At 73.4% G+C, this 23391-nt stretch carries 18 protein-coding genes; 10 read left to right on the forward strand and 8 right to left on the reverse strand.

Annotated elements, in window-relative coordinates:
• The 4 genes from ACWDNY_RS08185 to ACWDNY_RS08200 all read right to left on the reverse strand — a co-directional run.
• Nucleotides 1-1035, reverse strand: a 1035-nt coding sequence (locus ACWDNY_RS08185; RefSeq protein ID WP_451644903.1) for an MFS transporter, incomplete at its 3' end; no start/stop codon positions are given.
• Between the two features lie 11 nt (nt 1036-1046).
• Nucleotides 1047-1670 (reverse strand): RraA family protein, encoded by a 624-nt coding sequence (locus tag ACWDNY_RS08190; RefSeq protein ID WP_451644904.1) that lies wholly within the window; start codon nt 1668-1670, stop codon nt 1047-1049.
• A 75-nt stretch (nt 1671-1745) separates the two neighbouring features.
• Nucleotides 1746-4403: a WD40/YVTN/BNR-like repeat-containing protein gene (locus ACWDNY_RS08195; RefSeq protein ID WP_451644905.1), complete on the reverse strand. Its 2658-nt coding sequence runs from the start codon at nt 4401-4403 to the stop codon at nt 1746-1748.
• Between the two features lie 18 nt (nt 4404-4421).
• The gene (locus ACWDNY_RS08200; protein ID WP_451644906.1) at nt 4422-5657 is read right to left on the reverse strand and encodes an MFS transporter; all 1236 of its coding nucleotides are present in this window, start codon (nt 5655-5657) and stop codon (nt 4422-4424) included.
• A gap of 252 nt (nt 5658-5909) precedes the next feature.
• Here ACWDNY_RS08200 and ACWDNY_RS08205 point away from each other — a divergent pair, with 252 nt between their 5' ends.
• The 10 genes from ACWDNY_RS08205 to ACWDNY_RS08250 are packed head-to-tail and all read left to right on the forward strand — an operon-like array spanning nt 5910 to nt 19239.
• Nucleotides 5910-7481, forward strand: a complete 1572-nt coding sequence (locus ACWDNY_RS08205) for an amino acid adenylation domain-containing protein (RefSeq protein ID WP_451644907.1) — start codon at nt 5910-5912, stop codon at nt 7479-7481.
• Between the two features lie 60 nt (nt 7482-7541).
• Nucleotides 7542-8921, forward strand: coding sequence for a citrate/2-methylcitrate synthase (locus ACWDNY_RS08210; protein ID WP_451644908.1), 1380 nt, complete (start codon nt 7542-7544; stop codon nt 8919-8921).
• Nucleotides 8918-11446 carry an aconitate hydratase AcnA gene (gene acnA, locus ACWDNY_RS08215; protein WP_451644909.1) on the forward strand — a complete coding sequence of 843 codons (2529 nt, stop codon included), beginning with the start codon at nt 8918-8920 and terminating at the stop codon, nt 11444-11446. The genes ACWDNY_RS08210 and acnA overlap by 4 nt, the downstream gene beginning before the upstream one ends.
• Nucleotides 11443-12828, forward strand: a complete 1386-nt coding sequence (locus tag ACWDNY_RS08220; RefSeq protein ID WP_451644910.1) for a DUF6025 family protein — start codon at nt 11443-11445, stop codon at nt 12826-12828. The genes acnA and ACWDNY_RS08220 overlap by 4 nt, the downstream gene beginning before the upstream one ends.
• Nucleotides 12825-13850, forward strand: a complete 1026-nt coding sequence (locus ACWDNY_RS08225; RefSeq protein ID WP_451644911.1) for a mandelate racemase/muconate lactonizing enzyme family protein — start codon at nt 12825-12827, stop codon at nt 13848-13850. The genes ACWDNY_RS08220 and ACWDNY_RS08225 overlap by 4 nt, the downstream gene beginning before the upstream one ends.
• Before the next feature lies 1 nt (nt 13851).
• Complete coding sequence (locus ACWDNY_RS08230) at nt 13852-14811, forward strand: D-2-hydroxyacid dehydrogenase family protein (RefSeq protein WP_451644912.1); 960 nt, start codon at nt 13852-13854, stop codon at nt 14809-14811.
• 53 nt (nt 14812-14864) lie between these two features.
• Entirely contained in the window at nt 14865-16214 is a 1350-nt protein-coding gene (locus ACWDNY_RS08235; protein ID WP_451644913.1) for an LLM class flavin-dependent oxidoreductase, read from the forward strand.
• Complete coding sequence (locus ACWDNY_RS08240; protein ID WP_451644914.1) at nt 16211-16708, forward strand: flavin reductase family protein; 498 nt, start codon at nt 16211-16213, stop codon at nt 16706-16708. The genes ACWDNY_RS08235 and ACWDNY_RS08240 overlap by 4 nt, the downstream gene beginning before the upstream one ends.
• The gene (locus ACWDNY_RS08245) at nt 16708-17940 is read left to right on the forward strand and encodes an ATP-grasp domain-containing protein (protein WP_451644915.1); all 1233 of its coding nucleotides are present in this window, start codon (nt 16708-16710) and stop codon (nt 17938-17940) included. The genes ACWDNY_RS08240 and ACWDNY_RS08245 overlap by 1 nt, the downstream gene beginning before the upstream one ends.
• A 42-nt stretch (nt 17941-17982) precedes the next feature.
• Complete coding sequence (locus tag ACWDNY_RS08250) at nt 17983-19239, forward strand: ATP-grasp domain-containing protein (RefSeq protein WP_451644916.1); 1257 nt, start codon at nt 17983-17985, stop codon at nt 19237-19239.
• Between the two features lie 35 nt (nt 19240-19274).
• On the opposite strand, the gene ACWDNY_RS08255 is transcribed toward ACWDNY_RS08250, so the two are convergent.
• The 4 genes from ACWDNY_RS08255 to ACWDNY_RS08270 all read right to left on the reverse strand — a co-directional run bounded on the left by ACWDNY_RS08255 (nt 19275) and on the right by ACWDNY_RS08270 (nt 23223).
• Complete coding sequence (locus tag ACWDNY_RS08255; RefSeq protein ID WP_451644994.1) at nt 19275-19940, reverse strand: response regulator transcription factor; 666 nt, start codon at nt 19938-19940, stop codon at nt 19275-19277.
• Nucleotides 19941-19945: 5 nt separating this feature from the next.
• Complete coding sequence (locus tag ACWDNY_RS08260) at nt 19946-20530, reverse strand: sensor histidine kinase (RefSeq protein WP_451644917.1); 585 nt, start codon at nt 20528-20530, stop codon at nt 19946-19948.
• A 455-nt stretch (nt 20531-20985) separates the two neighbouring features.
• Nucleotides 20986-21990 carry a ketopantoate reductase family protein gene (locus ACWDNY_RS08265; protein ID WP_451644918.1) on the reverse strand — a complete coding sequence of 335 codons (1005 nt, stop codon included), beginning with the start codon at nt 21988-21990 and terminating at the stop codon, nt 20986-20988.
• 12 nt (nt 21991-22002) lie between these two features.
• Nucleotides 22003-23223, reverse strand: coding sequence for an ATP-grasp domain-containing protein (locus ACWDNY_RS08270; RefSeq protein ID WP_451644919.1), 1221 nt, complete (start codon nt 23221-23223; stop codon nt 22003-22005).
• Nucleotides 23224-23391: the final 168 nt, after the last annotated feature.

The raw sequence follows: 23391 nt of genomic DNA on the forward strand, positions 1-23391 counted from the left end.
CGAGGTCCCCTGGTACTGGCCCTGGGCGTGCGCGGGGGCGAGCCCGAACGAGATGCCCCAACTGCCCGCCGCCTGCCGCACCTCGCCGAGGACGTGCGCGAGGGCGCCCAGCAGCAGCAGTGCCGACGCCGTGACCGCGGAGGCGCCCTGGGTCAGGGAGAACACGACGCAGGCGGCGGCGATGCACAGGGCTCCGCCGCGGGCCGCCCGCGCGGCGGTCTCCGGTTCGTCGGTGCCGCGGGAGGCCCGCACCTGGAGGACCACCACGAGCACGGTGTTGAGGAGCATGATCGCCGCGATCACCCAGCGCGGTGCGCCGGTGCGGTGCAGCACCCACAGCGGCAGCACCACCTCGATCAGCATGTTGTGCATGGACAGCAGGCCGTCCAGCACCACGAAGGTGAGGAAGGGGCGGTCGCGGAGCACCACCAGCGCCGGGCCGGGCCGGGCCGGCTGCGGGGGCACGGTGGGCAGCAGCAGCGTCAGCAGGCCGCTGGCCAGGTAGGCCAGCGACACGACGACGACGGCGGCCCGGTAGGCCGTGGTGCTGCCGACGGCGAGCAGCAGGCCCGCCGCCCCGGCGCCGGCCGTCGCGCTGACGTTGCTCACCGTCCGCATGTACGCCCGCGCGGACACCCGCTCCTCCGGCGGGGCGAGCCCGGCGATCATCGCCAGACGGGCACTGCGGCTGGCGCTGTAGGCCACCGCCTGCGTGCAGACCACCACCAGGTAGGAGGGGTAGCCCGAGACCAGGAGCAGCGCGGCCGACAGCGGGCCCATCGCGGTGAGGGACCAGATCTGCAGCCGGCGCGGCCCGATCCGGTCCGCCAGGTGGCCGCTGGGCGTGCTCAGGAGCAGCGCCACGCCGGCGGCGAGCCCGACGCCGGCACCGAACTGCGACGCGGACAGGTGCAGAACGGTGGTCGAGTAGACGGCGTTGAGCGCCATCCACAGTCCCTGCCCCAGGGTGAGGACCAGGACGATGCCGAGGAAGGTCCGCACGGGCCCGTGCACCGGAAGGAGACGGTTGAGCATGGGACCGGCGCTCAGTCCTCGAAGCCGGACTCGGCGAGGATCCGGTCGATGCGCGTGCGGTGCGCCTCCTGCCAGGCGTCGAGCGACTCGTCCGCCTCCTTGGCCAGCTTGGCCCGGGCCTGGCGCAGTACCTCCTCCTGACGCGCGCCGGGGACGACGACCACGCCTTCCTCGTCGGCCACCACGACGTCACCGGCCTCGACCCGCACGCCGCCGCACCGCACCGGCTCGTTCAGCGGCCGGACGGCCTTCTTGCTCCCGGGGAAGGGGATGACTCCGCGGGCGTGGACGGGGAAGCCGGCCTCCCGCACCTCGGCGAGGTCGCGGATCAGCCCGTCGGCCACGAACGCCACGACCCCGCGGCGCTGGGCCACGGCGCAGACGTTCCCGCCGGCCAGCGCGTAGTCCAGGTCGCCGGACTCCACCACGATGACCGAGCCGGGCTCGGCCCGGTGGATCGCCGCGTGCAGCATCAGGTTGTCCCCGGGCGGGCACTGCACGGTGAACGCGGGGCCGGCGAAGCGGGGCATCGAGGGCCACAGCGGCCGGATGGTGATGTCCATGACCTGCCCGCGTCCCAGGACGTCGGCGAGAGTGGTCGTCGGGATGTCCGCGAACGGGGTGGTGCTGCTCATCTGTTTCTCCTGTGTCGGGTGTCCGGGACTTCTGCCGGGGCGCCTGACGGCGCGTCCGGGGTTCCCGGGCGCGTGCTACCAGTGGACGACCGAGTCCTTGGCCGGGCTGTAGGGGTGGCGGTCCCAGGTGGTGCCGCCGTCCGAGGTCGACAGCACGGTCCCCTCGTCGCCGACCACCCATGCCTCCCGCGCCGAGACGAGCTGCACGGACCACAGCGACATCCCGGTGCCGGTCGAACCGGTCCGCCACGTGACGCCGCCGTCCCGGGACGTGAGGACGGTGTCGCTGCGGCCCACCGCGAGGGCCGTGGCGCCGTCCGCCGAGAAGGCGACGGCGTTGAGGTTCTGCGTCGTGCCGGTCGAGCCGCGCTGCCAGGTGCGGCCGCCGTCCCGGGTGCTGAGGACCGTGCCGCGGTCACCGACGGCCCAGCAGGTCCGGCTGTCGGCGGCGTACACGCCGAACAGGTCGTCCGGGGTGCCGCCGTCCTGCGAGCCCCAGGTGTCCCCGCCGTCGCGGGTGTGCAGGATCGTGCCGCCGAGACCCACGGCCCAGCCGGTCCGCGCGTCGGCGAAGTCCATGCCCCACAGCACCTCACCCGTGGGGGTGGGCCGGGTCAGCCAGGTCGCCCCGCCGTCCCGGGTGGCGATGATCGTGCCGTGATCGCCCGCGGCCCAACCGGTGCGGGCGTCCGGACGGACGCACACCGCCAGCAGGTCCCTGACGGTTCCGCTGTCCTGCGACCGCCAGGAGGCGCCCGCGTCGCCGGTGACCAGGACGACGCCGCCCCGGCCCACCGCCCAGGCCGCCTCGGGCGAGGCCGCGGCGAGCGTGTAGAGGTTCCCCGTGGTGCGGCTCGGCTGCGGAGCCCAGGTGCCCGCTTCCCGGCAGGCGAGGATGGTGCCCCCGTCGCCGACCACCCAGCCCCGGCGCGCCTCGGGGAGGATGCGGACGCCGTACAGGTTCTTGCCGGTGCCGGCCACCTGCCGGGTCCACGACGTGCCGCCGTCCCGGGTGGCCAGGACCAGGCTGCCGTCGCCCACGACGTGCGCGTGCCGGCCGTCCGCGGCCGCCCACACGCTCTTGAGGTTCCCGGACGTCCCGGTCTCCCGGGCCTTCCACACCTCGCCGCCGTCCTCGGTGACGAGCACCGTGCCGAGGTCGCCGACCGCCCAGCCCCGCTCTCCGGACGGGGCGAAGGCGACGGACCACAGGGCCGCCCGGGTGCCGCTGTCCCGTGGCGCCCAGGTGGCGCCGCCGTCGTGGGTGACGAGCAGGGTGCCGGCGCGTCCGACCGCGCAGGCGCTGTCGTCGCCGACGGCGTGGACATGCGTCAGGTTGGCCTGCACCGGCGTGTCCTGGGGGTGCCAGCTCGCGCCGCCGTCCGCCGTGGCCAGCACCGTCCCCCCGGCACCCACCACCCAGCCCCGGCGCCCGCCCGGCCCGAAGTGCACACCGAACAGATCCACGTCCACGGGCACGTCCCGGCGCTGCCAGCTCCCGCCGCCGTCCGCCGTGGCCAGCACCGTCCCCCCGGCACCCACCACCCAGCCGCGCTGTTCGTCCGACGCGAAGTGCACACCGAACAGATCCACGTCCACGGGCACGTCCCGGCGCTGCCAGCTCCCGCCGCCGTCCGCCGTGGCCAGCACCGTCCCCCCGGCACCCACCACCCAGCCGCGCTGTTCGTCGTCGAGGACGTGCGCGGCCCAGAGGAGCCGGCCGGCTTCCCCGCGGGCCCGCCAGGCGGTTCCGCCGTCGGCGGTGGTCAGGATCGTGCCGTCCTGACCGACCGCCCACCGGGTGGAACCCGCGCCGTGGACGCCCACCAGATCCTTGTACGTGCCGTTGAGCTGCGCGGTCCAGGTCCGGCCGGCGTCCGCGGAGGCGAGGATCAGACCGTCGTCCCCGGCGGCCCACCCGTACCGCGCGTCGGCGGTGAAGGCGAGCGTCACCACGTCCTTGGGCGTGCCGCTGTCCAGGTGCGACCAGGTGCGGCCCCCGTCGTCCGAGCCGAGTACCAGGCCGTCGTCCCCGGAGGCCCGCACGGTGCGGCCGTCGGGTGAGGCCCACACCCCGTAGACGTCGAGGACGGTCACGCCGTCCGCGGCGTCCCAGTGCGCGCCGCCGTCCGTCGTCGACAGCAGGGTGCCCGAACGTCCCACGGCCCAGCACAGCTCGGCGGAGACCGCGAAGACGCCCTTCAGGTCGGCCGTGGTGGCGCGGGTGCGGTCCGTCCAGGTCTGTCCGCCGTCGGTGGTGACGAGGACGCTGCCGTGCTTGCCCACCACCCACGCCACCCGGTCGTCGACCGCGCAGCAGCGGGTGAAGTGGGTCTCCCCCGCCGGGTTCTGCGACTGCCAGGTGAGTCCGCCGTCGGACGAGGCGAGGATCGTGCCGCCGTCGCCGACGGCCCACCCGGTCCGCCCGGAGGGGGCGAACGAGATCCCGTAGAGGTTGCGTGTGGTGCCGGCGGCGCACTGCTCCCAGCGGGTGCCGCCGTCGATGGTCCTGAGCAGTGTGCCGTCCCGCCCGGCGGCCCAGCCTCTGGCGCCGTCGGCGAAGGACACCGCCCGGAGGTCCTTGTCGGTGTCGCCCTGGGGTGTCCAGGTGGCCCCTGCGTCGTGGGTGGCGAGGATCATCCCGCCGTCGCCGACGACCCAGCCGGTGGCCCGGTCGACGAGGCAGACGCCTTGCAGGTTCACACTCCGCGGAGCCACGTGCCACTGCGTCATACCGCGCTTCTCCTCGTGTCAGCCCGCTGCGGCGATGCGCCCGGGTTCCTCGGTGTCCTCGGCGCCCTTGCGCACGCTCCACCCGACGACCGTCGGCATCGCCGCTCCCAGCAGGGCGAACGCGGCGGCCAGGACGATCCAGCCGACGGCCCCGTGTTCGAGCACCAGCCAGGTGAAGACCGCGGGGCCGATCATCTTGCCGAGGTCGATACCCATGGCGTGGGTGCCCTGGTACTGCCCCTGGGCGTCGTCGGGGGCGAGGCTGAAGGCCACTCCCCAGCTGCCCGCCGCCTGCCGGATCTCGCCGAGGGCGTGGATCACGGCACCCACCAGGAGGAGCAGGACCGCGGTCAGCGTCCCGGCGCCGCTGCTCAGGGCGAACACGGCGCAGGCACCGGTGACGCAGCCCGCGCCCTGGAGACTGGCCTTCGCCGCCGCCGTCGGCCCGTCCGCCCCCCGCGCGACCCTGGTCTGCAGGGCCACCACCAGGACGGTGTTGAGGATGAGGATGACGGCGCTCATCCACCGGGGCGCACCGGTGTGGTGCAGCACCCACAGGGGCAGCACCACGTCGAGCAGCAGGGCGTGCGTGGTCAGCATCCCGTCGAGGGCGGTGAACAGCAGGAACGGCCGGTCGCGCAGCACCGAGAAGGCGAATCCGGGTTTGGCGGGGACCGGCGGGACATGCTGTTCCTTCAGCGTGAGCAGGCCGGTGGCGAGGAAGCACGCGGCGGTGAACAGCACGGCGCCCTGGTAGGCCGGGCGGCTGCCGGCCGCGATCACGAGTCCCGCCAGGGCCGCGCCGATCGAGACGCTCACATTGCTGGCCGCCCGCACGTAGGCGAGCAGACGCACCCGGTCCGCGGCGGGGATCAGCGCCGCGATCATCGCCTTGCGGGCGCTGCGGCCCGCCCGGTAGGCGACGGCCTGGACGGCCGTCACCACGAGGTAGGACACGAAGCCGTCCACGAACACCAGGGCCACCGTCAGCGGCGTCGCCAGGACGTACGCCCACACCTGCACCTCGCGGGGACCCGCCCGGTCGGCGAGGTGCCCGAGGGGGGTGCTGCACAGGAGCACGAGGGCGGCCGCGGCGCTGACGCTGATGCCGAGCTGGGTCGGCGTCAGGCGCAGCATCTCGACCGCGTAGACCGCGTTGATGGCCATCCACAGCCCCTGCCCCAGCGTCAGCACCATGGTGATGACGGTGATGAGCCTGGCGGGGCCGGGCGGGGGAAGGAAACGTGTGAGCATTCCGGGGATCTCCTCGCTTCTGTCCGCGACGAGGGTAGGTCAAGGCCCGGGAGCGGCCGCGGTTGCGAGCACAAAGCGGCATTACCGCGAAAAGCCAGTTCCGCCTCTTGAGCTTTGAGCACCGGGTTTTTCCCGGTTAAGAGGCAGTGCGCACGTAATCGTTCCACCGGGCCGGGGCGGGGCTAGCGTCTGCCCCCGTACAGCCGACAGGCAGATCGCGCCACAACTGCCGTTACTGAAGGCCGGAACGACATGACCACCGCACTCGACCACCGTTTGGGCAGCGGCCTCCTCCGTCACGCGGCCCTTCTCCCCGACCACGTGGCCCTGACCGTCCAGGGCCGTGACGTCACCTACGCGGAGGCCGCCGACACCGCACGCCGCTGGGCCTCGGTGCTGGTCGAGGCGGTCGGCCGCCGGCCGCAGCGGGTGGCGGTCCTCGCCCAGCGCAGCGTGACCTCCTACCTCGGGGTGGCCGCCTCGCTGCTCGCGGGCGCGGCGTTCGTACCGCTCAACCGCAAGTTCCCCACGGAGCGCACCTCGACGATGCTGGAGCGCGCGGAGGTGGACGCGGTGCTGGCCGACGCCGCGTCCCTGCCCCAACTCCCCGAGCTGCTGCGGAGCCTGCCGCGCCGGCCGGTCGTCCTCCTGCCCGACACCCTGCGGGCCGACGCCCCCGACCTCGGTGACGCGCGCGTCCTGGACGCGGCCGATCTGGCCGCGGCGACCGCGCTGGACCGGTTCCCGGAGGTGTCGCCGCAGGATCCGGCGTACCTGCTGTTCACCTCGGGCAGCACCGGCGCACCCAAGGGGGTGCCGGTGACCCACGCCAACGTGCGGGCGTTCCTCGACGCCAACCAGGAGCGCTACGCGCTGACCCCCGACGACCGGCTCACCCAGACCTTCGAGCAGACCTTCGACCTGTCGGTCTTCGACCTCTTCATGGCCTGGGAGCACGGGGCGCGGGTCTGCGCGATGGATCCGCTGGAGCTCCTCGTTCCGTTCAAGTACCTCGAACGCAACCAGATCACCGTCTGGTTCTCCGTGCCGTCCGTCGCAGCGGTGCTGCGACGGCGCGGGGTGCTGAAGCCGGGGACGATGCCCACCCTGCGCTGGAGCCTGTTCTGCGGTGAGGCGCTGCCCCGCGCGGCCGCCGAGGACTGGCAGGCCGCGGCCCCGCACTCGGTGGTGGAGAACCTCTACGGGCCGACCGAACTCACCATCGCCTGTACGGTGCACCGCTGGGATCCGCGGACGAGTCCGGCCCGGTGCGTCCACGACAACGTGCCGATCGGCCGGCCGTACCCCGGACTGCACCCCCTGGTGGTGGACGAGGACCTCCTCCCCGTCCCGGACGGCGGGACCGGTGAGCTGTGCATGGCCGGACCGCAGACCACCCCGGGTTACTGGCGGGCCCCCGAGCTCACCGCGGAGCGCTACTTCGAGCGCGACGGCCGGACGTACTACCGCACCGGGGACCTGGTGCGGCTGCAGGACGGTGAGTTCGTCTGCCTCGGGCGCAACGACCAGCAGGTCAAGATCGGCGGTCACCGTGTCGAGCTGGGCGAGATCGAGGCCGTCCTGCGCCGGGCCGGGGCGGCCGAGGCCGCGTGCCTGGTGTGGCCGGACGCCCAGACCGTCACCGCGGTGGTGTCCGGGGCGGACGACCCGGACGCCCTGAGCGACGCCTGCGCGGCGGGCCTGCCCGCCTACATGGCGCCGAGATCCGTCCACCTGGTGGACGCCCTGCCGGTGAACGCCAACGGCAAGGTGGACCGCCAGGCCCTGCGCCGACTGCTGGACGAACGGTCCGGCAACAGCTGACGCGCGGCCCCGCGGGGCCGCGCCCGCCCTGTCCCAACGACCACTTGCAGAAGGGGAGCCATGAGCAGCGTTGACGAGCTCATCGCCCGCACCCTGGGCATTCCGCAGGCCCGGGTCACCGACGAGGTCGAATACCAGTCGATCAGGGAGTGGGACTCGCTGGGCCACGTCTCGCTCATGGTGGCGCTCGAGAAGGAGTACGGCGTCCCCGTCGACGACGAGCTGACGCTCAGTCTGCGCACGGTCGCCGCGATACGGGAGTTCGTGGCGGGCAACACCCCGCAGCAGGGGCCGGCCGCACCCGACGACCGTGCCGCCGTGCACCGCGGCCTGGAGGGCGTCGTCTTCGACCGGACGGCCATCACGCACATCGACGGCGTCGCCGGCGTCCTGGAGTACCGGGGCTACAGCATCCACGACCTGGCCGCCCACGCCTCCTTCGAGGAGGTCGCCCACCTGCTGATCCACGGCGAACTGCCGGACGCCACCTCGCTGGAGGGATTCAGCAAGGAGCTGCTCGCCGCCCGCGCGCTGCCGGGCCCGGTCCTGGACCTGGCCCGCTCGCTGGCCCACGCCCACCCCGTGGTGGCACTGCGCACCTGCGTCTCCGCGCTCGCCGCGTTCGGTCAGCGCCGGGCGGACGGTTCCGACGAGACCTACGAGCAGGCCCGGGAGGCGGGGATCACGCTGCTCGGCCAGATCCCGATGATCGTCGCCGCGCACCACGCCTTCCGCACCGGCCGCGAGCCGCTGGTGCCGGCCGAGGACACCTCCTACGCGGAGTCCTTCCTGACGGCGCTCCTCGGTGAGTCCCCGACGCCCGCCGCGGTGCGGTTCATCAACCGGGGCCTGATCGTCCACGCCGACCACAGCTCGAACGCCTCGGCGTTCGTGGCGCGGGTGGCGACGGGCTGCCGGGCCGGGATGACGGCCTCGCTCACCGCCGCGATCGCGGCCTTCGGCGGCTCGGTCCACGGCGGGGCGGCGGAGCGTGTGATGACGCTGCTGGACCAGGTGGGCTCGCCGGAGCGGGCCGCGGCCTACGTCGCCGAACTGCGGGGGCGCGGGGAGCCGGTGATGGGCTTCGGCCACCGTGTCTACCGCACCGAGGACCCGCGGGTGCGGCACCTGCGGGCGACCGTCGTCGAGCTCAGCGAGGAGCGCGGGGACACGTCCGGGCTGGAGACCCTCGACGCCGTCGCCGCCGCCATGAGCCCCTACAGCCGGCACGGTGTCGCCGCCAACGTGGACCTCTACGCCGGCCTCGCCTACCGGCTGCTCGGCCTGCCCGACGACCTGGCGGTCCCCCTCTTCGTGATCGGCCGCACCGCCGGCTGGGTGGCGCAGGTCCTGGAACAGCAGTCCAACAACGTACTGATCAGGCCGCTGCTCAGCTACGTGGGCCCGCACGCACGCCCGTACTCGAAGGGAAACCGGTGACAACAGCGTCCCTGAGCACCCTGCCCGAGTTCGCCGCGCGGCACGGGTTCGACCTCGGCGCCGTCCCGTACACCGGCCGGGTCCTGCTGGAGTCACTGCTGCGCGGCGGCGACCCGGAGCGGGCCGCCGCGCTCGGCGAGCGGTTGGCGCGGGGCGCCGACCCGGCGCTGGAGATGCCGTTCCGGCCTGCGCGCGTCCTCGTGCAGGACTACACCGGGATACCGCTCCTGGTGGACCTGGCCGCGCTGCGCGACCGGGTGGCCGAGCCCGGCCGGGTCAGCCCGGCCCTGCCCGTCGACGTGGTCGTCGACCACTCCGTGCAGACCGTCTGGGCCGGCACGGCGGACGCCCTGGCCCGGAACGAGGCCCTGGAGATGAGCCGCAACCGGGAGCGCTACACGTTCCTGAAGTGGGCGCAGAAGGCGTTCCGCGGCGTACGGGTGACACCGCCGGGCACCGGGATCGTGCACCAGGTGAACCTGGAGCGACTGGCGACCGTGGTGGCCGAGGGCCCGGACGGGACGCTCTTCCCGGACACCGTCATCGGCACCGACAGCCACACCACCATGGTGAACGGTCTCGGCGTGCTGGGCTGGGGCGTCGGCGGCCTGGAGGCGGAGGCCCTGATGCTGGGCATGGCCCACCCGGTCCGCATCCCCCCGGTGGTCGGCGTCCGCCTGACCGGCACGATGCCGTCCGGCGTCGCCGCGACCGACGTGGTCCTCGCGCTGTGCCGCACGTTGCGCGAGGCGAACGTGCGCGGCCTGATGGTCGAGTTCACCGGTCCCGGCCTCACCGCCCTCTCGGCGCCCGACCGCTGCACCGTCGCCAACATGGCGCCCGAGTACGGCGCCATGTCGGCGTTCTTCCCGGTGGACGGGCACACCCTCGCCTACCTGCGGCAGACCGGTCGCCCCGAGGCGCTCCTGCGGCGGGTCGAGGAGTACTGCCGACGGCAGCGGCTGCTGCGCGAGCACGCCGGGGAGGCCGAGCCGCGGTTCGGCCGGGTGATCGAGTTCGACCTCGGCTCGGTCGGCCCGACCCTGGCCGGCCCGTCCCGGCCCGACCAGCGGATCTCGCTCGGGGAGCTGCCCACGTCCTTCGCCGCGCTGCACGGCGGCGCGGAACGGACGGCGGACGGCGTCACCGACGGCGACATCGTGATCGCCTCGATCACCTCGTGCACCAGCACCTCCAACCCGCGGGCCATGCTGGCCGCCGGGCTGGTGGCCCGGCGGGCCGTCGAGCGGGGACTGAGCGTGCCCGCCCACGTGAAGACCAGCCTCTCGCCCGGGTCGAGGGCCGTGACCCGCTATCTCGAGGACTCCGGTCTCATGACGTACCTGGAGAAGCTCGGCTTCCATGTGACCGGCTACGGCTGCATGACGTGCAACGGGGGCAGCGGACCGCTGAACCCGGGCGTCGGCGAGGCCGTGACCCGTGAGGGCCTGACGGTGGCCGCGGTGCTCAGCGGCAACCGCAACTTCGAGTCCCGGGTGCACGCCCAGGTGCGCGCGGGCTACCTCGCCTCCCCCGCGCTGGTCGTCGCGCTCGCCCTGGTCGGGCACGTCCGCGCCGACCTGGACAGCGAACCGCTGGGCGTCGGCAGCGACGGCGGCCCCGTGACCGTGCGGGACATCTGGCCGGACGCGTCCGAACTGCAGGCGCTGGAGGCCGAGTTCCTCTCCGCGGAGCTGTTCACCGCCGGCCAGGCGCCGGTGGCGGAGTGGGACGCCCTGACCGCCGGGGACGGCGAGACGTTCCCCTGGGACGAGGAGTCCACGTACATCCGCTTCCCCGCCTACGTCGACGCCGGCCCGAAGGCCGGGCCGCTGACCGGCGCCCGCGCGCTCCTGGCACTCGGCGACGACGTCAGCACCGACCACATCTCACCGGTGGGCGACATCCCCGAGGACTCCCCCGCCGGCATCCACCTGCGCCGCCACGGGGTGCGCGACTTCAACTCCTACGGCTCGCGCCGCGGCAACCACGAGGTGATGGCGCGGGGTGCCTTCAGCAACCCGCGGCTGCGCAACCGGCTCGTTGGCGACGGCGACAGCGGTGGCACCACCCTGCACCTGCCCACCGGCGAACGGCTCCCCGTCTTCGACGCCGCGGAGCGCTACGCCGCCTCGGGCACCCCCCTCGTCGTGCTCGCCGGGCGGAACTACGGCATGGGTTCCTCCCGTGACTGGGCGGCGAAGGGCCCCTGGCTGCTCGGGGTGCGGGCGGTCCTCGCCGAGAGCTTCGAGCGCATCCACCGAGCGAACCTGTGCGCCATGGGCATCCTGCCCCTGCTGCTGCCCGAGGGCCGGGACTGGGCGTCGCTCGGGCTGACCGGGCACGAGACCTTCGACCTGGCGCTGGACGGCGTGCGGGAGAGCGGTCTGGTGCACGTCACCGCGGACCGGGTGTCCTTCACCGCGAGGGCGGACGTCACCTCGGCCGGCGAGTGGGACGTCCTGCTGTCCGGCGGCACCCTGCCGCACCTGCTGGGCAGGCTGCGCGCCGAGGAGGCGGGGTGAGCACGAACGTCCTCGAGCGCCTCGGCCTGACGCCGTCCGCCACCGGCACGGCGGCACTGGCCGGCGGCGAGAAGCCCTACACGACCCTCCACCTGGGCACGCACGACGTCCGGATCGGCAGCCTGCTCGACCTGGTGCGGGACACGGAGGGACTGCTGCCGCCGCGCACCGGTCACCTGGGCAACTGGGAGGACATCGCGCTCTGCCGCTCGGGCCCGATGGACTTCAACACCGCCGTCTGCGCGGGCGGTTACGGCTATCCGCTGATCTACGGCTTCACCCGTACCGAGGCCGACACCGACGGCGGCGACGACGTCTACCTGCCGGGTTCGCTGGTCGACGGCGGCCGGCGGATCGTGCTGCCGCTGCACACCTGGGACGGGCGGGCCTTCGTCCGGCGGGACCGCAGCCGTCCGCTGTTCTGCGCCCTGACCCAGGCGGAGCTGGACGGGGAGCTCGTCCCGCTCGCCGAGGTGCACTGGCGGCGCATGACGACCCTGCCCGGCTACCGGTTCCGGCAGTGGGCGTCCTTCCTGGCCGATCACGCCGCCCTGGTGACCGACATGCTCTGCCTGCTGCTGGAGGAGGCCTCCGCCCGGCGGAACCCGCGCGCGGCCTTCGCGGAACTGATCAGCCACGCCGCCGGGCTGGACGGTTCGGTGGGCCGCTGCGAGGTGCGCCGGCACGGCGCGGGCTACGCGATCGGGAACCACGTCTACCCGTCCGCGCGGGCGTTCGCCGAGGCGGCCCTGCTCACCGTCCGGGCACTGAACGAACCCCGGGCCTTCTTCTCCCGGATGAGCGAGCTGCCCCCGGTCCTGCCCGTGATCTCGATCCAGCTGAGCAGCGTTCTGTTCGGCCTGCTCGGCAGCCATCTCCCCGGCCGTCAGGGGCTGCCCTCCGAGAGCCCCTTCGTCACCCATCTGCACTGGGGCGCCCGGGCGATGGCCGGCTGTCCGCCGCGGCGCGGCGGCTATCTGGCCCGCAAGACCACCGTCCGCTCGCTGCGCGCGATCACCGGTCCGCTGGTGCGCGACTTCGCCGAGGTGCGTCCGCTGTGCTTCGCGCTGCTGCCCGCGCAGATCTTCATGCTGTGCCCGCCCGACAGCGAGCAGCAGGACCGCGAGCTGCTCGCCGACCTGTTCAAGGCCGTGCTCGCGGCCGATCCGGACACCACCCACGACACGACCGTCACCTGGCTGTCCGCGCACGGGGACCGGCTGTCGCCCTACCTGCGCGCCCGTTTCCGGGACGGCAGCGGTGTGCCCACCGACGCCGTGCGGCGGGCTCCCGCCGCACCGGTGGAGCCCGAGGGGTTCCGCGACCTGACGTTCCGCCAGGCGTGCGGTGTGGTCGCCGCGTTCGAGGAGGTGCTGGGATGAGAGTCACCCGGTGGCAGACCTCGATCGGCCTCGCCGAGCCCTTCGTCAGCAACACCGGTGTCACCTCCGCCGTGCGCCAGTGCGTGCTGGAGCTGACCTGGCAGGGACTGACGGGGTACGGCACCGCGCGGGACGCGGACCCGGCGGAGATCGACGCCTGTGCCCCGCTGCTCAGCGGTGCCTCGCCGCACGAGATGCGCCGCGTCCTCGGGCGCCTGGACGCGGCCGGCATCGGCGCGGCGTCCCGGTCGGCCGTGGACATGGCTCTGCACGACCTGCTGGGCAAGGCGTGCGGTCAGCCGCTGCGGCACGTGCTCGGTCTCGCGGGGCTGCCGACGGCGCCGACCGCGCTGTCCATCGGCGCCTGCCCGGACGACGAACTGCGCGCCAAGGCGCGGGCGGCGGCCTCGTGGCCGGTCCTCAAGCTCAAGCTCACCCCCGAGGACGACGGCAGCCGGGCGGGAGTGCTGCGCTCGGTCTACGGCGGGCGCATCCGGGCGGACGGCAACGGCTCCTGGACGCCCGACCAGGCGCTCCGGGTCGCCGAGGAACTGCACCGCCACGGTGTGGAACTCCTGGAGCAGCCGGTGCCGCCCGGCTCACCGGACGACCTGCGCCACGTGCACGAACGGTCCCCGGTCCCCGTCTTCGCCGACGAGGACTGCGCGGGCCCGCAGGACGTCCTGCGGCTGCGGGGCCGGGTGAGCGGCGTCAACATCAAGCTGCTCACCTGCGGCGGCCTGCTGGCGGCCCGCGAGGCGATCGTCCTGGCCCGCCGCTCCGGCCTGAAGGTGATGCTCGGGTGCAAGGTGGAGAGTTCCCTCGGCGTGACCGCCATGGCACAACTGGCGGGGCTCGCCGACCACCTGGACCTCGACGGCCACCTGGACCTGACCGGCGACCCCTTCACCGGTGCCCGGGTCGACCGCGGAGTGATCTCCCGCCCCCGGACTCCCGGCCTCGGCGCCCAGCCGGACCCCGTCCACTACCCCACCCACCGCGGAAACATCGGAGAGCACTGACATGCACCTGCGTTGCGCCGTCCTCGACGACTTCCAGGCCGTCGCCACGTCCCTCGCAGACTGGGGCCCGGTCCTGGACCGGGTGGAGGTCGTCAGCTTCCCGCAGCACTTCGGCACGGAGGACGAACTCGTCGAGGCGGTAAGGGATTTCGACATCATCGTCACCCTTCGGGAGCGCGTCCCGTTCCCCGCCTCGACGCTGGACCGGCTCCCCCGGCTCACGCTCCTGGTCGCCTCGGGCATGCGGAACTCCGTGATCGACTTCGCGGCCGCGGCACGCAACGACGTGACGGTGTGCGGCACCACGAGCTCCTCCACCCCGCCGGTGGAGCTGACCTGGGCGCTGCTGCTCGGGCTGGCCCGCGGCATCGTCGCCGAGAACACCGCCCTGCGCACCGGTGGCCCCTGGCAGTCCACCGTCGGCGCCGACCTGCACGGCCGCCGTCTCGGTCTGCTCGGCCTCGGCAAGATCGGCAGCCGGGTGGCGCAGGTCGGTCTCGCCTTCGGCATGGACGTGGTGGCCTGGAGCCAGAACCTGACCGAGCAGCGGGCCAAGGAGCACGGGGTCCGGCCGGCCGCGTCCAAGGAGGAGCTGCTGTCCGGCAGCGACTTCGTCTCGGTGCACCTGGCGCTCAGTGACCGCACCCGGTCCCTGATCGGAGCCCCGGAGCTGGCGCTGCTCAAGCCGTCCGCCTACCTGGTGAACACCTCCAGGGCCGCGATCGTCGACCAGGAGGCCCTGCTCGACGCCCTGCGGGAGGGACGGATCGCCGGCGCCGGGGTCGACGTCTTCGACGTCGAGCCGCTGCCCGGCGACCACCCGATGCGCACCGCGCCCCGGCTGCTGGCCACGCCGCACCTCGGCTACGTGTCCCAGCAGAACTACCGCACGTACTACGGCCAGGCCGTCGAGGACATCGAGGCATTCCTGGCGGGCGCGCCGGTACGCAGGCTCGGCTGACCCGCCCCTCTTCCCTTCCCGACGCCCGCCTTCGCAGCCCTTGGAGGACCCCTGTGAGCAGATCGCTCCGCCGCATGATGAAACTCGGCGCCTTCCTGCCCGCGCCGGGCCATCACGTCGCCGCCTGGCGCCATCCCGACACCCGCGCCGACGGAGGACACAGCTTCGAGCACTACCGCAGGCTGGTCCAGACCGCCGAGCGCGGCAAGTTCGACATGGTCTTCCTCTCCGACAGCGCCGGGGTGCGCACCAAGTACCGCGACGCCGACGAGCTCAGCCGGCAGGGCCGGATGGTGCACTTCGAGCCGCTGACCCTGCTGTCGGCCCTGGCCGTCCACACCGAGCGGATCGGTCTCGCCGCGACCGCCTCGACGACGTACAACGAACCGTTCACCGTGGCACGCCAGTTCGCCTCGCTCGACCACCTCAGCGCCGGCCGGGCCGGCTGGAACGTGGTCACCTCCGCCACCGACGCCGAGGCCCGCAACTTCAACCGGGACACCCAGCCCGAGCACGCCGCCCGCTACCACCGTGCCCGGGAGTTCATGGAGGTCGTCACCGGCCTGTGGGACAGCTGGGAGGACGACGCGTTCCTCCACGACAAGGTGTCCGGCCGCTTCTTCGACCCCGCGAAGATGCACGTCCTCGGGCACCACGGCGAGCACTTCCAGGTGCGCGGCCCGCTCAACGTGGCCCGCCCGCCCCAGGGCCACCCGGTGATCGTGCAGGCCGGGTCCTCGCCCGACGGCCAGGACTTCGCGGCCCGGTGGGCGGAGGTGGTGTTCACCGTGCAGCAGACCCTGGAGCGGGCGCAGAGCTACTACCAGGGGCTGAAGAAGCAGGTCGCCGACCACGGCCGCAACCCCGAGGACGTGAAGATCCTCCCCGGCGCCTTCATCGTCCTCGGCCGCACCCGTTCGGAGGCCGAGGACCGGTACGCGGAGCTCCAGGAGCTGGTCGACCCGGTCGTCGGCCTGGGGATGCTCTCGTACCAGCTCGGCATGGTCGACCTGTCCCAGTACCCGCTGGACGGGCCGCTGCCCGAACTCCCGGCGTCCGAGGGCAGCTCGGGCAAGCAGCAGACGATCTACGAGCAGGCGCGGCGCGAGGGCCTGACCATCCGGCAGCTGTACCTGTCGGTGGCGGCCGGCCGGGGCCACCGCTTCCTGCTGGGCACCGCCGAGACCGTCGCGGACGAGCTGGAGGACTGGTTCGTGAACGGGGCGGCCGACGGCTTCAACATCATGCCCGACTGCCTGCCCACCGGTCTGGACTCCATCGTCGACCTGCTGGTCCCCGAGCTGCAGCGGCGCGGTCTGATGCGCACCGAGTACGAAGGCATCACGCTGCGGGACCACCTGGGCCTGCCCCGCCCCGATTTCACCACCGGGAGCGGGTCATGACCGTCACGGCCCTGGCCCTGCGGTCGGCCCTGCGCGCCCACGCGGCGGGCGTCACGGTGGTCACCGCCGCGGGCCCGGCCGGACCGGCGGGGGTGACCGTCACCTCGTTCACCTCGGTCAGTGCCCGCCCGGCCCTGGTCTCCTTCGCCCTCGCCGAGACCTCGAGCACCTGGGAGCGGATCAAGGACTGCACCCGGTTCGGGGTGCAGCTCCTCGGCGCGCACCAGGTCGAGACGGCGAAGCTGTTCGCGTCCTCGGGCGTGGACCGCTTCGCGCCGCCCACCCGCTGGCACCCGGGTCCGCACGGCGTCCCGCTGCTGGACGACTGCCTGTGCTGGCTGATCTGCTCCCCGTACCAGCAGGCCAGGCTCGGGGACCACCACCTGGTGGTGTGCTCCGTCGACGAGGTGGTGGAGGGCGAGCCCGGCGACAGCCTGGTGCATCTCCACAGCCGGCTGCGGGGCGTTCCCTCCACCGACCTCACGAGGATCTGATGCCCAGAGTTCTGCTGTTCTCCCGTCAGCCGCTCACCAGCCGCCCCCTGCAGGAGTGGCTGGACGACACCGCGGACACCGTCGTCCTGATCACCACGCCCAAGGCCGTCGCCGGGGCGGAGGAGGTCCTGGCCACCCACTTCCCGCGCCACCGCCTCGTCGAGGACTACCACTCGTGGGCGACCGAGCAGGCCGCGGAGGAGGCGGCCCGGGAGCACGGCGCCGAGCTGGTGGCGAGCACCAGCGAGAACGACGTGCTGCGGGCCGCACGGCTGCGGGCCCGGCTCGGGGCGCCCGGGCAGAGCGTGGAGTCGGCCACCGCGTACCGCGACAAGCTGGTCATGAAGCGCACGGCCCGGGCAGCGGGCCTGCGCGTGCCGGCCTTCGCCGCGGTCGAGGGCCCGATGGACCTGCTCGACTTCATCGACGCGGAAGGCTTCCCGGTGGTGGTCAAGCCGCGCACCGGGGCCGCCGCCAAGGGGGTCTCCATCCTGCGCTCCCCGGCGGACGTCGCCGCGTTCCTGGCGGGCGGCCGTGAGTCGGCCGTGCCCCACGTGCCGGGCCAGTGGATGGTGGAGAGCTTCGTGCGGGGCGACCTCTTCCACGTGGACGGCATCATGCGGGACGGCGGGATCGTCCACTCCTGGCCCTGCGAGTACACCGGCGGCCTGGCGGAGCGCGTCGCCGACGGGACGTCCCTGGGCAGTGTGCTGCTCGAACGGGACGACGCCCGCACCGAGGTGCTGAGGCGGTTCGCCGCCGACGTGGTCGCCGCGCTGCCCGCCGCCCCGGACCCGCTCGCCTTCCACCTCGAGGCGTGGATCGGCCCGGACGGCGAACCGGTGATGTGCGAGATCGCCAGCCGGGCGGGCGGCGCGCTGATCGCCGAGGTCTACGAGCGCGCCTTCGGCGTGCAGCTGGCCAGGGAGGGGCTGCGGGCGCAGTGCGGCTCGGGCCTCGCCCTGGACCACCAGCCGGCCGCGCCCGCCGCGCTCCTCGGCTGGCTCCTGCTGCCCGTCGGTCACGGCACGTTCGTGCCGCCGGCCGGGTCGTGCCCCGTCCCCGGTGTGGAGCTGGAGGTGAAGCTGGCCGCGGGGACCCGGCGGAACGGCGTGGAGCACGCGACCGACGCGGCCGCCGAGGCCCTCGTCCACGCCGGGACGGCCGAGGAAGTCCGCAAGCGCATGGCCGAGGTCACCAAGTGGTGGCACGCGAGCACCGCCTGGCAGTAGGCCCGGCGCACACCGGATCGACACAGAGAGACGAAGCGTCCGATGAACGAACACGTACTGGTCGTGGGCACGGGCCGGAACCACCCGGCCCTGCTCCGCGGCATCCGGCCCGGAGTCAGCACCACCACCATCTGTCAGGTGGAATACGTCCGCAACGTCCGTGAGCCCGCCGGGCACCTGCGGATCATCGCCGTCCGGGGGGACGCCGACGACCAGGAGTGGATCGCCATGGCCTCGGCCGTGCACGCCATCCACCCCTTCACCAGGATCGCCACCTTCGGCGAACGCGACCAGGACCGATACGCCGCGATCGGTGAGGCGCTCGGCCTGGAAGCGCTCAGCCCGGACACGGTCGCCGTCGTCCACGACAAGGAGGCGATGCGGGCGAGGCTGCGGGAGTCCGGTGTCGACTCCGCCGCGTACCGCCGCGTGACGGACCTGGAGGAGCTGCGGGCCTTCGTGCGCGACCACGGACTGCCCTGCGTGGTCAAGCCGGTCCACAGCATGGGCAGCGCGGGCGTCACCAAGGTCACCGACGACAGCGGGCTGGCCGCCGCCTTCGAGCGGGCCGGCGGCAGTTACATGGGCCTGGTCAACACCGGGGTGCTGGTGGAGGAGTTCCTCGAGGGGCCGCAGTTCAGCGTGGAGGCGTTCTCCTACGACGGCGACCACCAGGTGGTGGGCATCACCCGGAAGTACTCCGACCCGGTCAGCCTGGTCGAGCTGGGCCACGTGTCCCCTGCGCCGCTGTCCGCCGGGGAGCAGGCGGAGATCCACGCGTACGTCGGGCGGCTGCTGGACGCGCTGGGGGTGCGCTCGGGGCCGACCCACACGGAGGTCGTCCTCACGGGCAAGGGCCCCCGGGTGATCGAGACGCACGTACGGGCGGGCGGTGACGAGATACCGGCCCTGACCCTCGACGCGACCGGTGTCGACATCGCCGAGTGCATGGTCCGCCACGTGCTCGGGGAGAACGTCCTGCCCGGCGTCCGGGCCACGCTCGCCGAGCAGCGTCCGCCCCGCGCCTCGGCGATCTGGTTCGCGGCCGTCGACGCCCCCGGCGAGCTCGAGGAGATCACGGGTGTCGAGGAGGCCAGGGCGCTGCCCGGCGTGACGGAGGTCTCCGTGTCCGCCGACCCGGGCGACACCGTGTCCGCCCTGGCCTCGTCCGACTCCCGGGTGGCCCAGGTCCGCGCGGTCGCGGAGACCGCCGAGGAGGCGGTGCGGGCGGCCCGGGCCGCCGTGGACGTGCTCGGCGTCCGGCTGCGGGTCCGTCCCCTCGCCGGTGACGTCGTATGACCGTCGCGCCGCCCTGCGGATCCCGCGGGGCGACGTCACTTCCCCTGGTACAGGTGCTCGGGACGGCCGCTGTCCCCGTACCTCAGGGTGAGCTGCAGCTTCCCGTTCTCCTCGAGATGCTTCAGGTAGCGCTGCGCGGTGGACCGGCTGACCCCCGTCCGGTCCGCCACCGTGTGCGCGGATAACGGGTGGTCGGTGTGGGAGACGAGCTCCATGATCAACTCGACCGTGCGCTTGTTGTACCCCTTCGGCAGCGGCAGGGCGGTCTGCGATCCGCCACCGCCGACGATCCGGTCGATCCGCTCCTGGTCCAGCCGGCCGGTGCTGAGCGTCCCGCGAAGCCTGCTGTACGCCTCGAGTTTGCGCCGCAGCGCGTCGAAGGTGAACGGCTTCACGATGTACTGGAGGATCCCGGCCCTCATGGCCTCGTGGACCAGGGCCGAACTCCGCTCGGCCGTCACCATGATGACGTCCGTGTCACGGCCGAGGGCGCGCAGCCGGCGGGTCAGCGACAGGCCGTCCTCGTCCGGCAGGTAGTGGTCGAGCAGGACGAGGTCGATACCGCCCTGCTCCAGGACGCCGAACGCGTCCGCGGCGCTGTGCATCTGGCCCACCACCCGGAACCCGGGGACCGCGGCCACGTACCGCGAGTTGATCTTGGCCACATAGAAGTCGTCGTCCACGACGAGGACGTTGAACACGGCCGTCATCTCGCGGTGACCAGCCGCCCGGTGACCACTGCCCCGCCGCCCGCCCGGTCCGAGACCGCGACGGTGCCGCCCCGCGCGGCGGTGACCTTCCGGACGATGGCGAGCCCCAGTCCGCGGTCCGGTCCGTCGGCGCGCTGCTTGGTGGAGGCGCCCGTGGTGAAGATCCACTGCCGCTTGTCCAGCGGTATCCCCGGACCGTTGTCCGCCACCCGCAGCAGCACGTCCCCGGCGCTCTCCCGCACCGACACCCATACCGCCGGCTCGGGCGCGGGCCCCTCCAGGGCCGCGTCGACGGCGTTGTCCACCAGGTTGCCGAGCACGGCGACGATGTCCCCCGACAGCTCCGAGGCGCCGGTGAGCGCCGAGTCCTCGTCGATCTCCAGCCGGACCCCGCCCGCCCGGGCGGCCCGTTCCTTGCCCACCAGCAGGGCCCGCACGACCACGTTCCTGATCCGCCGCGCCCCGGCGAGCGCCACGGCGTCCGGCACTTCGCGTCGGGCGAGCTCGCGCAGCCCCATCAGCACGTGCACTGTGTTCCTGAGTTCATGTTTGAGGAGACGTCCCGCGCGGATGTCCTGCATGACACCGCCCCCACCGTAACCGGCCACTCCTGCTACACCTCATCCGTCCCGATCCTGTGCGTCGGGGAGCCGCGAACGAGCCCCCTTCCAACTAACCCACAGATGTTCGGAGCGCCGCAAGATCGACGCACAGAGTTCAGCTCGTTGCGGACAGCGTTCATCGCCGTCCGGCGTAGAGTCCGCCAACGGCGGTGGAAGAGTTAGCAGTTGATTGTCGAAAAGCGTGTGCGAGGTCGTTCGGGACGGTGTCTTTCGCACGGGCGGCTTCGCGCCCCGGCTGTCGTCGAGGCCCAGGCCGAGGACGCCGGCCGGGAGCCGTCAGGTCCTCCCTGCGAGGCCCGCGCGTTCACCGGGCCGAACGCGCGGCGCCACCGGTTCCGCCCGCCGCGGGCGCCGGGACGCCGGGCTCGTGCAGACGGCACGCCGGAAACCGGCAGCCACCCCCTCCGCCGCGCTCACCGGGATCCGGAGGCGGCCGGCTTCAGCACCTCCTCGGGGGAGGTCGAGCCGGGCTCGCGCCGCTGGAGAGCGCAGGCGTGCGCGAGCCGCAGCAGCGTCTCGGTGACGGGGGTGGGTACCCCGTGCGTCCGGCCCAGAAGCACGAACTCGCCGTTGATGTAGTCCGCCTCGACGGAGCCCGTGCGGCGCGCGAGGCTCTGCCAGGTCGATCCCAGCACACCGTCGGCGGCCGGTGTCCGCAGTTCGACCCTGCCGCTGCGCAGGGCCGCCAGCTCCGCAGCGCCGGCGTACGCGATCCCGGCGGCGGCCAGCACCGCCCTCCCCTCCGCCTTCGACCGCTCGGCCAGCTCGGCGGCGGGGCCGCCGGGCTCGACCGGCCCGCAGAGCGCCTCGACCGTCTGCGTGAGATTGGCCAGCAGCTTGCCGTACTTCCAGCGCATCACGTCCGGCACGACGGGTGCCAAGAAGACCGATCGCTCCAGGTCCGCGGCGATGTGCCGGGCCCGCGCGTCGTCTCCGGACGGGTAGCGGCCGAGCACCAGCGCCCCGGTGCACGGGCCGTACGCCGCGGTCACCTCCCCCGGGCGCACGAAGGCCGCGGGCAGCACCACGCACATACCGTAGACGGCCCGGAAGTGACGCAGCGCCAGCCGCTCGCTCTCCACGCCGTTCTGGGCGCAGACCACCGCAAGCGACTCGCCCGCCGAGGTGCCGTCGCCGACCGGACGGCCGGCCCACGCGCTCAGCGCGGCCGCGCTGTGCTGGGTCTTCACGGCCAGGACGAGGACGTCGCCGGGGCGCAGCGCGACCTCTTCCGGGCCGGACGCGACCGGCACCGGAACCCGGCGGGTCCCCTCCGGGGTCGTGAACCGCAGTCCTCCCTCGCGCAGCGCCTCGAGATGGGCGCCCCGGGCGACGAGTACGACGTCGTGACCGTTCTCGAACAGCCGGGCGCCGATCGAGCCGCCCACCGCGCCGGCTCCGATGACGATGTACCGCATATCAGCTCTCACTCACTCTTCCCACCGGACCTGGTCCGCGTACCACGCGGCGACCTCCCCCATCCTGTCCTCCACCTCGCCGGCGTGTCCGCCGGTCACCACATAACCGGCCAGGTACACGCCCGACTTCTCGCCGCCCCGGTAGGCCGTGCCGACCGCTCCGCGCAGCCGCTGCTCGGCGACGAACGGCGGCGGCGACTGCGGCAGCGCGGCCAGTCTCCCCCGCTCCGGGTAGAACACCACCCAGCCGGCGGACCGCCCGGGCGCCGCACCGTGCACGCACGGCACCAGGCCGTGCCGCGGCGGCCCCGCCTGCGCCAGGAACCACTCCTTGTCCAGGTCGATGCCCGAGGCGGCCCGTACGGCGGGCGCGGTGAGGGCGCCTCCCGTACGGCTGGCGACCTCGCAGAGCACCAGCCGGTCGTCCGGGGTGTGGAAGACCTCCAGGTGGAAGGTGGTGCGGTCGGGGGTGGGCAGCAGGGCGAGCACCTGACGGGCGTAGTCGACCAGACGAGGCGTCAGAGGGTCGTCCCGGGTGAGCTGCACCGACCCGAGGTGTCCGCCGGCCCGGAAGGAGAGGCAGTCGTTGACGTAGCGCGAGACGAACGCGGCGCGCATGCGGCCGTCGACGACCAGGCCGTCCACCACGTGCATGGTGCCCTCGACGAACCGTTCCACCTCCGGGTCGTCCGGCAGCCCCGCGGCGAGCAGGGCGTCCACGTCCCCGGGCCCGTGCAGCACCTGGGTCCCCGTCGAGCCCGATCCGAGGGCCGGCTTCACCACCACCGGGTACCCGTGGTGCCGGACGAAGGCGAGCAGGTCCGCCGGTGTCCGTACGGCTGCGAACTCCGGTACTTCCAGTCCCCGTTCACGCACCAGGGACTTCATCACCACCTTGTCCCGGAAGGCGAGGGCGCTGCTCCGGTCCTGCCCGGGGACGCCCAGGACCTCCCGCAGCCGGGCCGCGCGCAGCAGGTCGCCCTCCGCCCGGGCCACCACCGCGGTCAGCGGAACCGAGTCGGCCAGTTCCAGTGCCGCGCGCTCCACCCCGCCGCCCGACGCGTAGTCGTCGAAGACCTGTGCGCCGGGGACGTGGCGGTACTGCGGATACCGGGCCCGGGACACCAGCAGATGGGCGCGGACCCCTGCCTCGGCGGCCCACTTGTCGTACGGGGTGTCCGCGTGGTCGCTGTCGACCAGTACCAGGACGTCACGTCCGCTCGCCTCGTGCACGCTGTGCCCTCCCGCTCCGGATCGCTCGCAGCGTAGGCCGCGACGCCCCCGGGCACCCGCTTCTGGTCGAGTACCCCATTGGGCTCGAAGCCCGGACGGCACAGCGATCAAAAGGATCCGAACAAAACTTCCGCGGCGAAAGCGCGTTGCGCCCACAACCCTCGTGCC

This window comes from Streptomyces sp. NPDC003697, assembly GCF_053587115.1.

What these genes read in the sequence shown, in the direction of transcription:
- ACWDNY_RS08190 (WP_451644904.1), bottom strand. Translation starts at nt 1,670, where the DNA reads ATGAGCAGCACCACCCCGTTCGCGGACATCCCGACGACCACTCTCGCC.
- ACWDNY_RS08195 (WP_451644905.1), bottom strand. Translation starts at nt 4,403, where the DNA reads ATGACGCAGTGGCACGTGGCTCCGCGGAGTGTGAACCTGCAAGGCGTC.
- ACWDNY_RS08200 (WP_451644906.1), bottom strand. Translation starts at nt 5,657, where the DNA reads ATGCTCACACGTTTCCTTCCCCCGCCCGGCCCCGCCAGGCTCATCACC.
- ACWDNY_RS08205 (WP_451644907.1), top strand. Translation starts at nt 5,910, where the DNA reads ATGACCACCGCACTCGACCACCGTTTGGGCAGCGGCCTCCTCCGTCAC.
- ACWDNY_RS08210 (WP_451644908.1), top strand. Translation starts at nt 7,542, where the DNA reads ATGAGCAGCGTTGACGAGCTCATCGCCCGCACCCTGGGCATTCCGCAG.
- ACWDNY_RS08225 (WP_451644911.1), top strand. Translation starts at nt 12,825, where the DNA reads ATGAGAGTCACCCGGTGGCAGACCTCGATCGGCCTCGCCGAGCCCTTC.
- ACWDNY_RS08230 (WP_451644912.1), top strand. Translation starts at nt 13,852, where the DNA reads ATGCACCTGCGTTGCGCCGTCCTCGACGACTTCCAGGCCGTCGCCACG.
- ACWDNY_RS08240 (WP_451644914.1), top strand. Translation starts at nt 16,211, where the DNA reads ATGACCGTCACGGCCCTGGCCCTGCGGTCGGCCCTGCGCGCCCACGCG.
- ACWDNY_RS08245 (WP_451644915.1), top strand. Translation starts at nt 16,708, where the DNA reads ATGCCCAGAGTTCTGCTGTTCTCCCGTCAGCCGCTCACCAGCCGCCCC.
- ACWDNY_RS08250 (WP_451644916.1), top strand. Translation starts at nt 17,983, where the DNA reads ATGAACGAACACGTACTGGTCGTGGGCACGGGCCGGAACCACCCGGCC.
- ACWDNY_RS08260 (WP_451644917.1), bottom strand. Translation starts at nt 20,530, where the DNA reads ATGCAGGACATCCGCGCGGGACGTCTCCTCAAACATGAACTCAGGAAC.
- ACWDNY_RS08265 (WP_451644918.1), bottom strand. Translation starts at nt 21,990, where the DNA reads ATGCGGTACATCGTCATCGGAGCCGGCGCGGTGGGCGGCTCGATCGGC.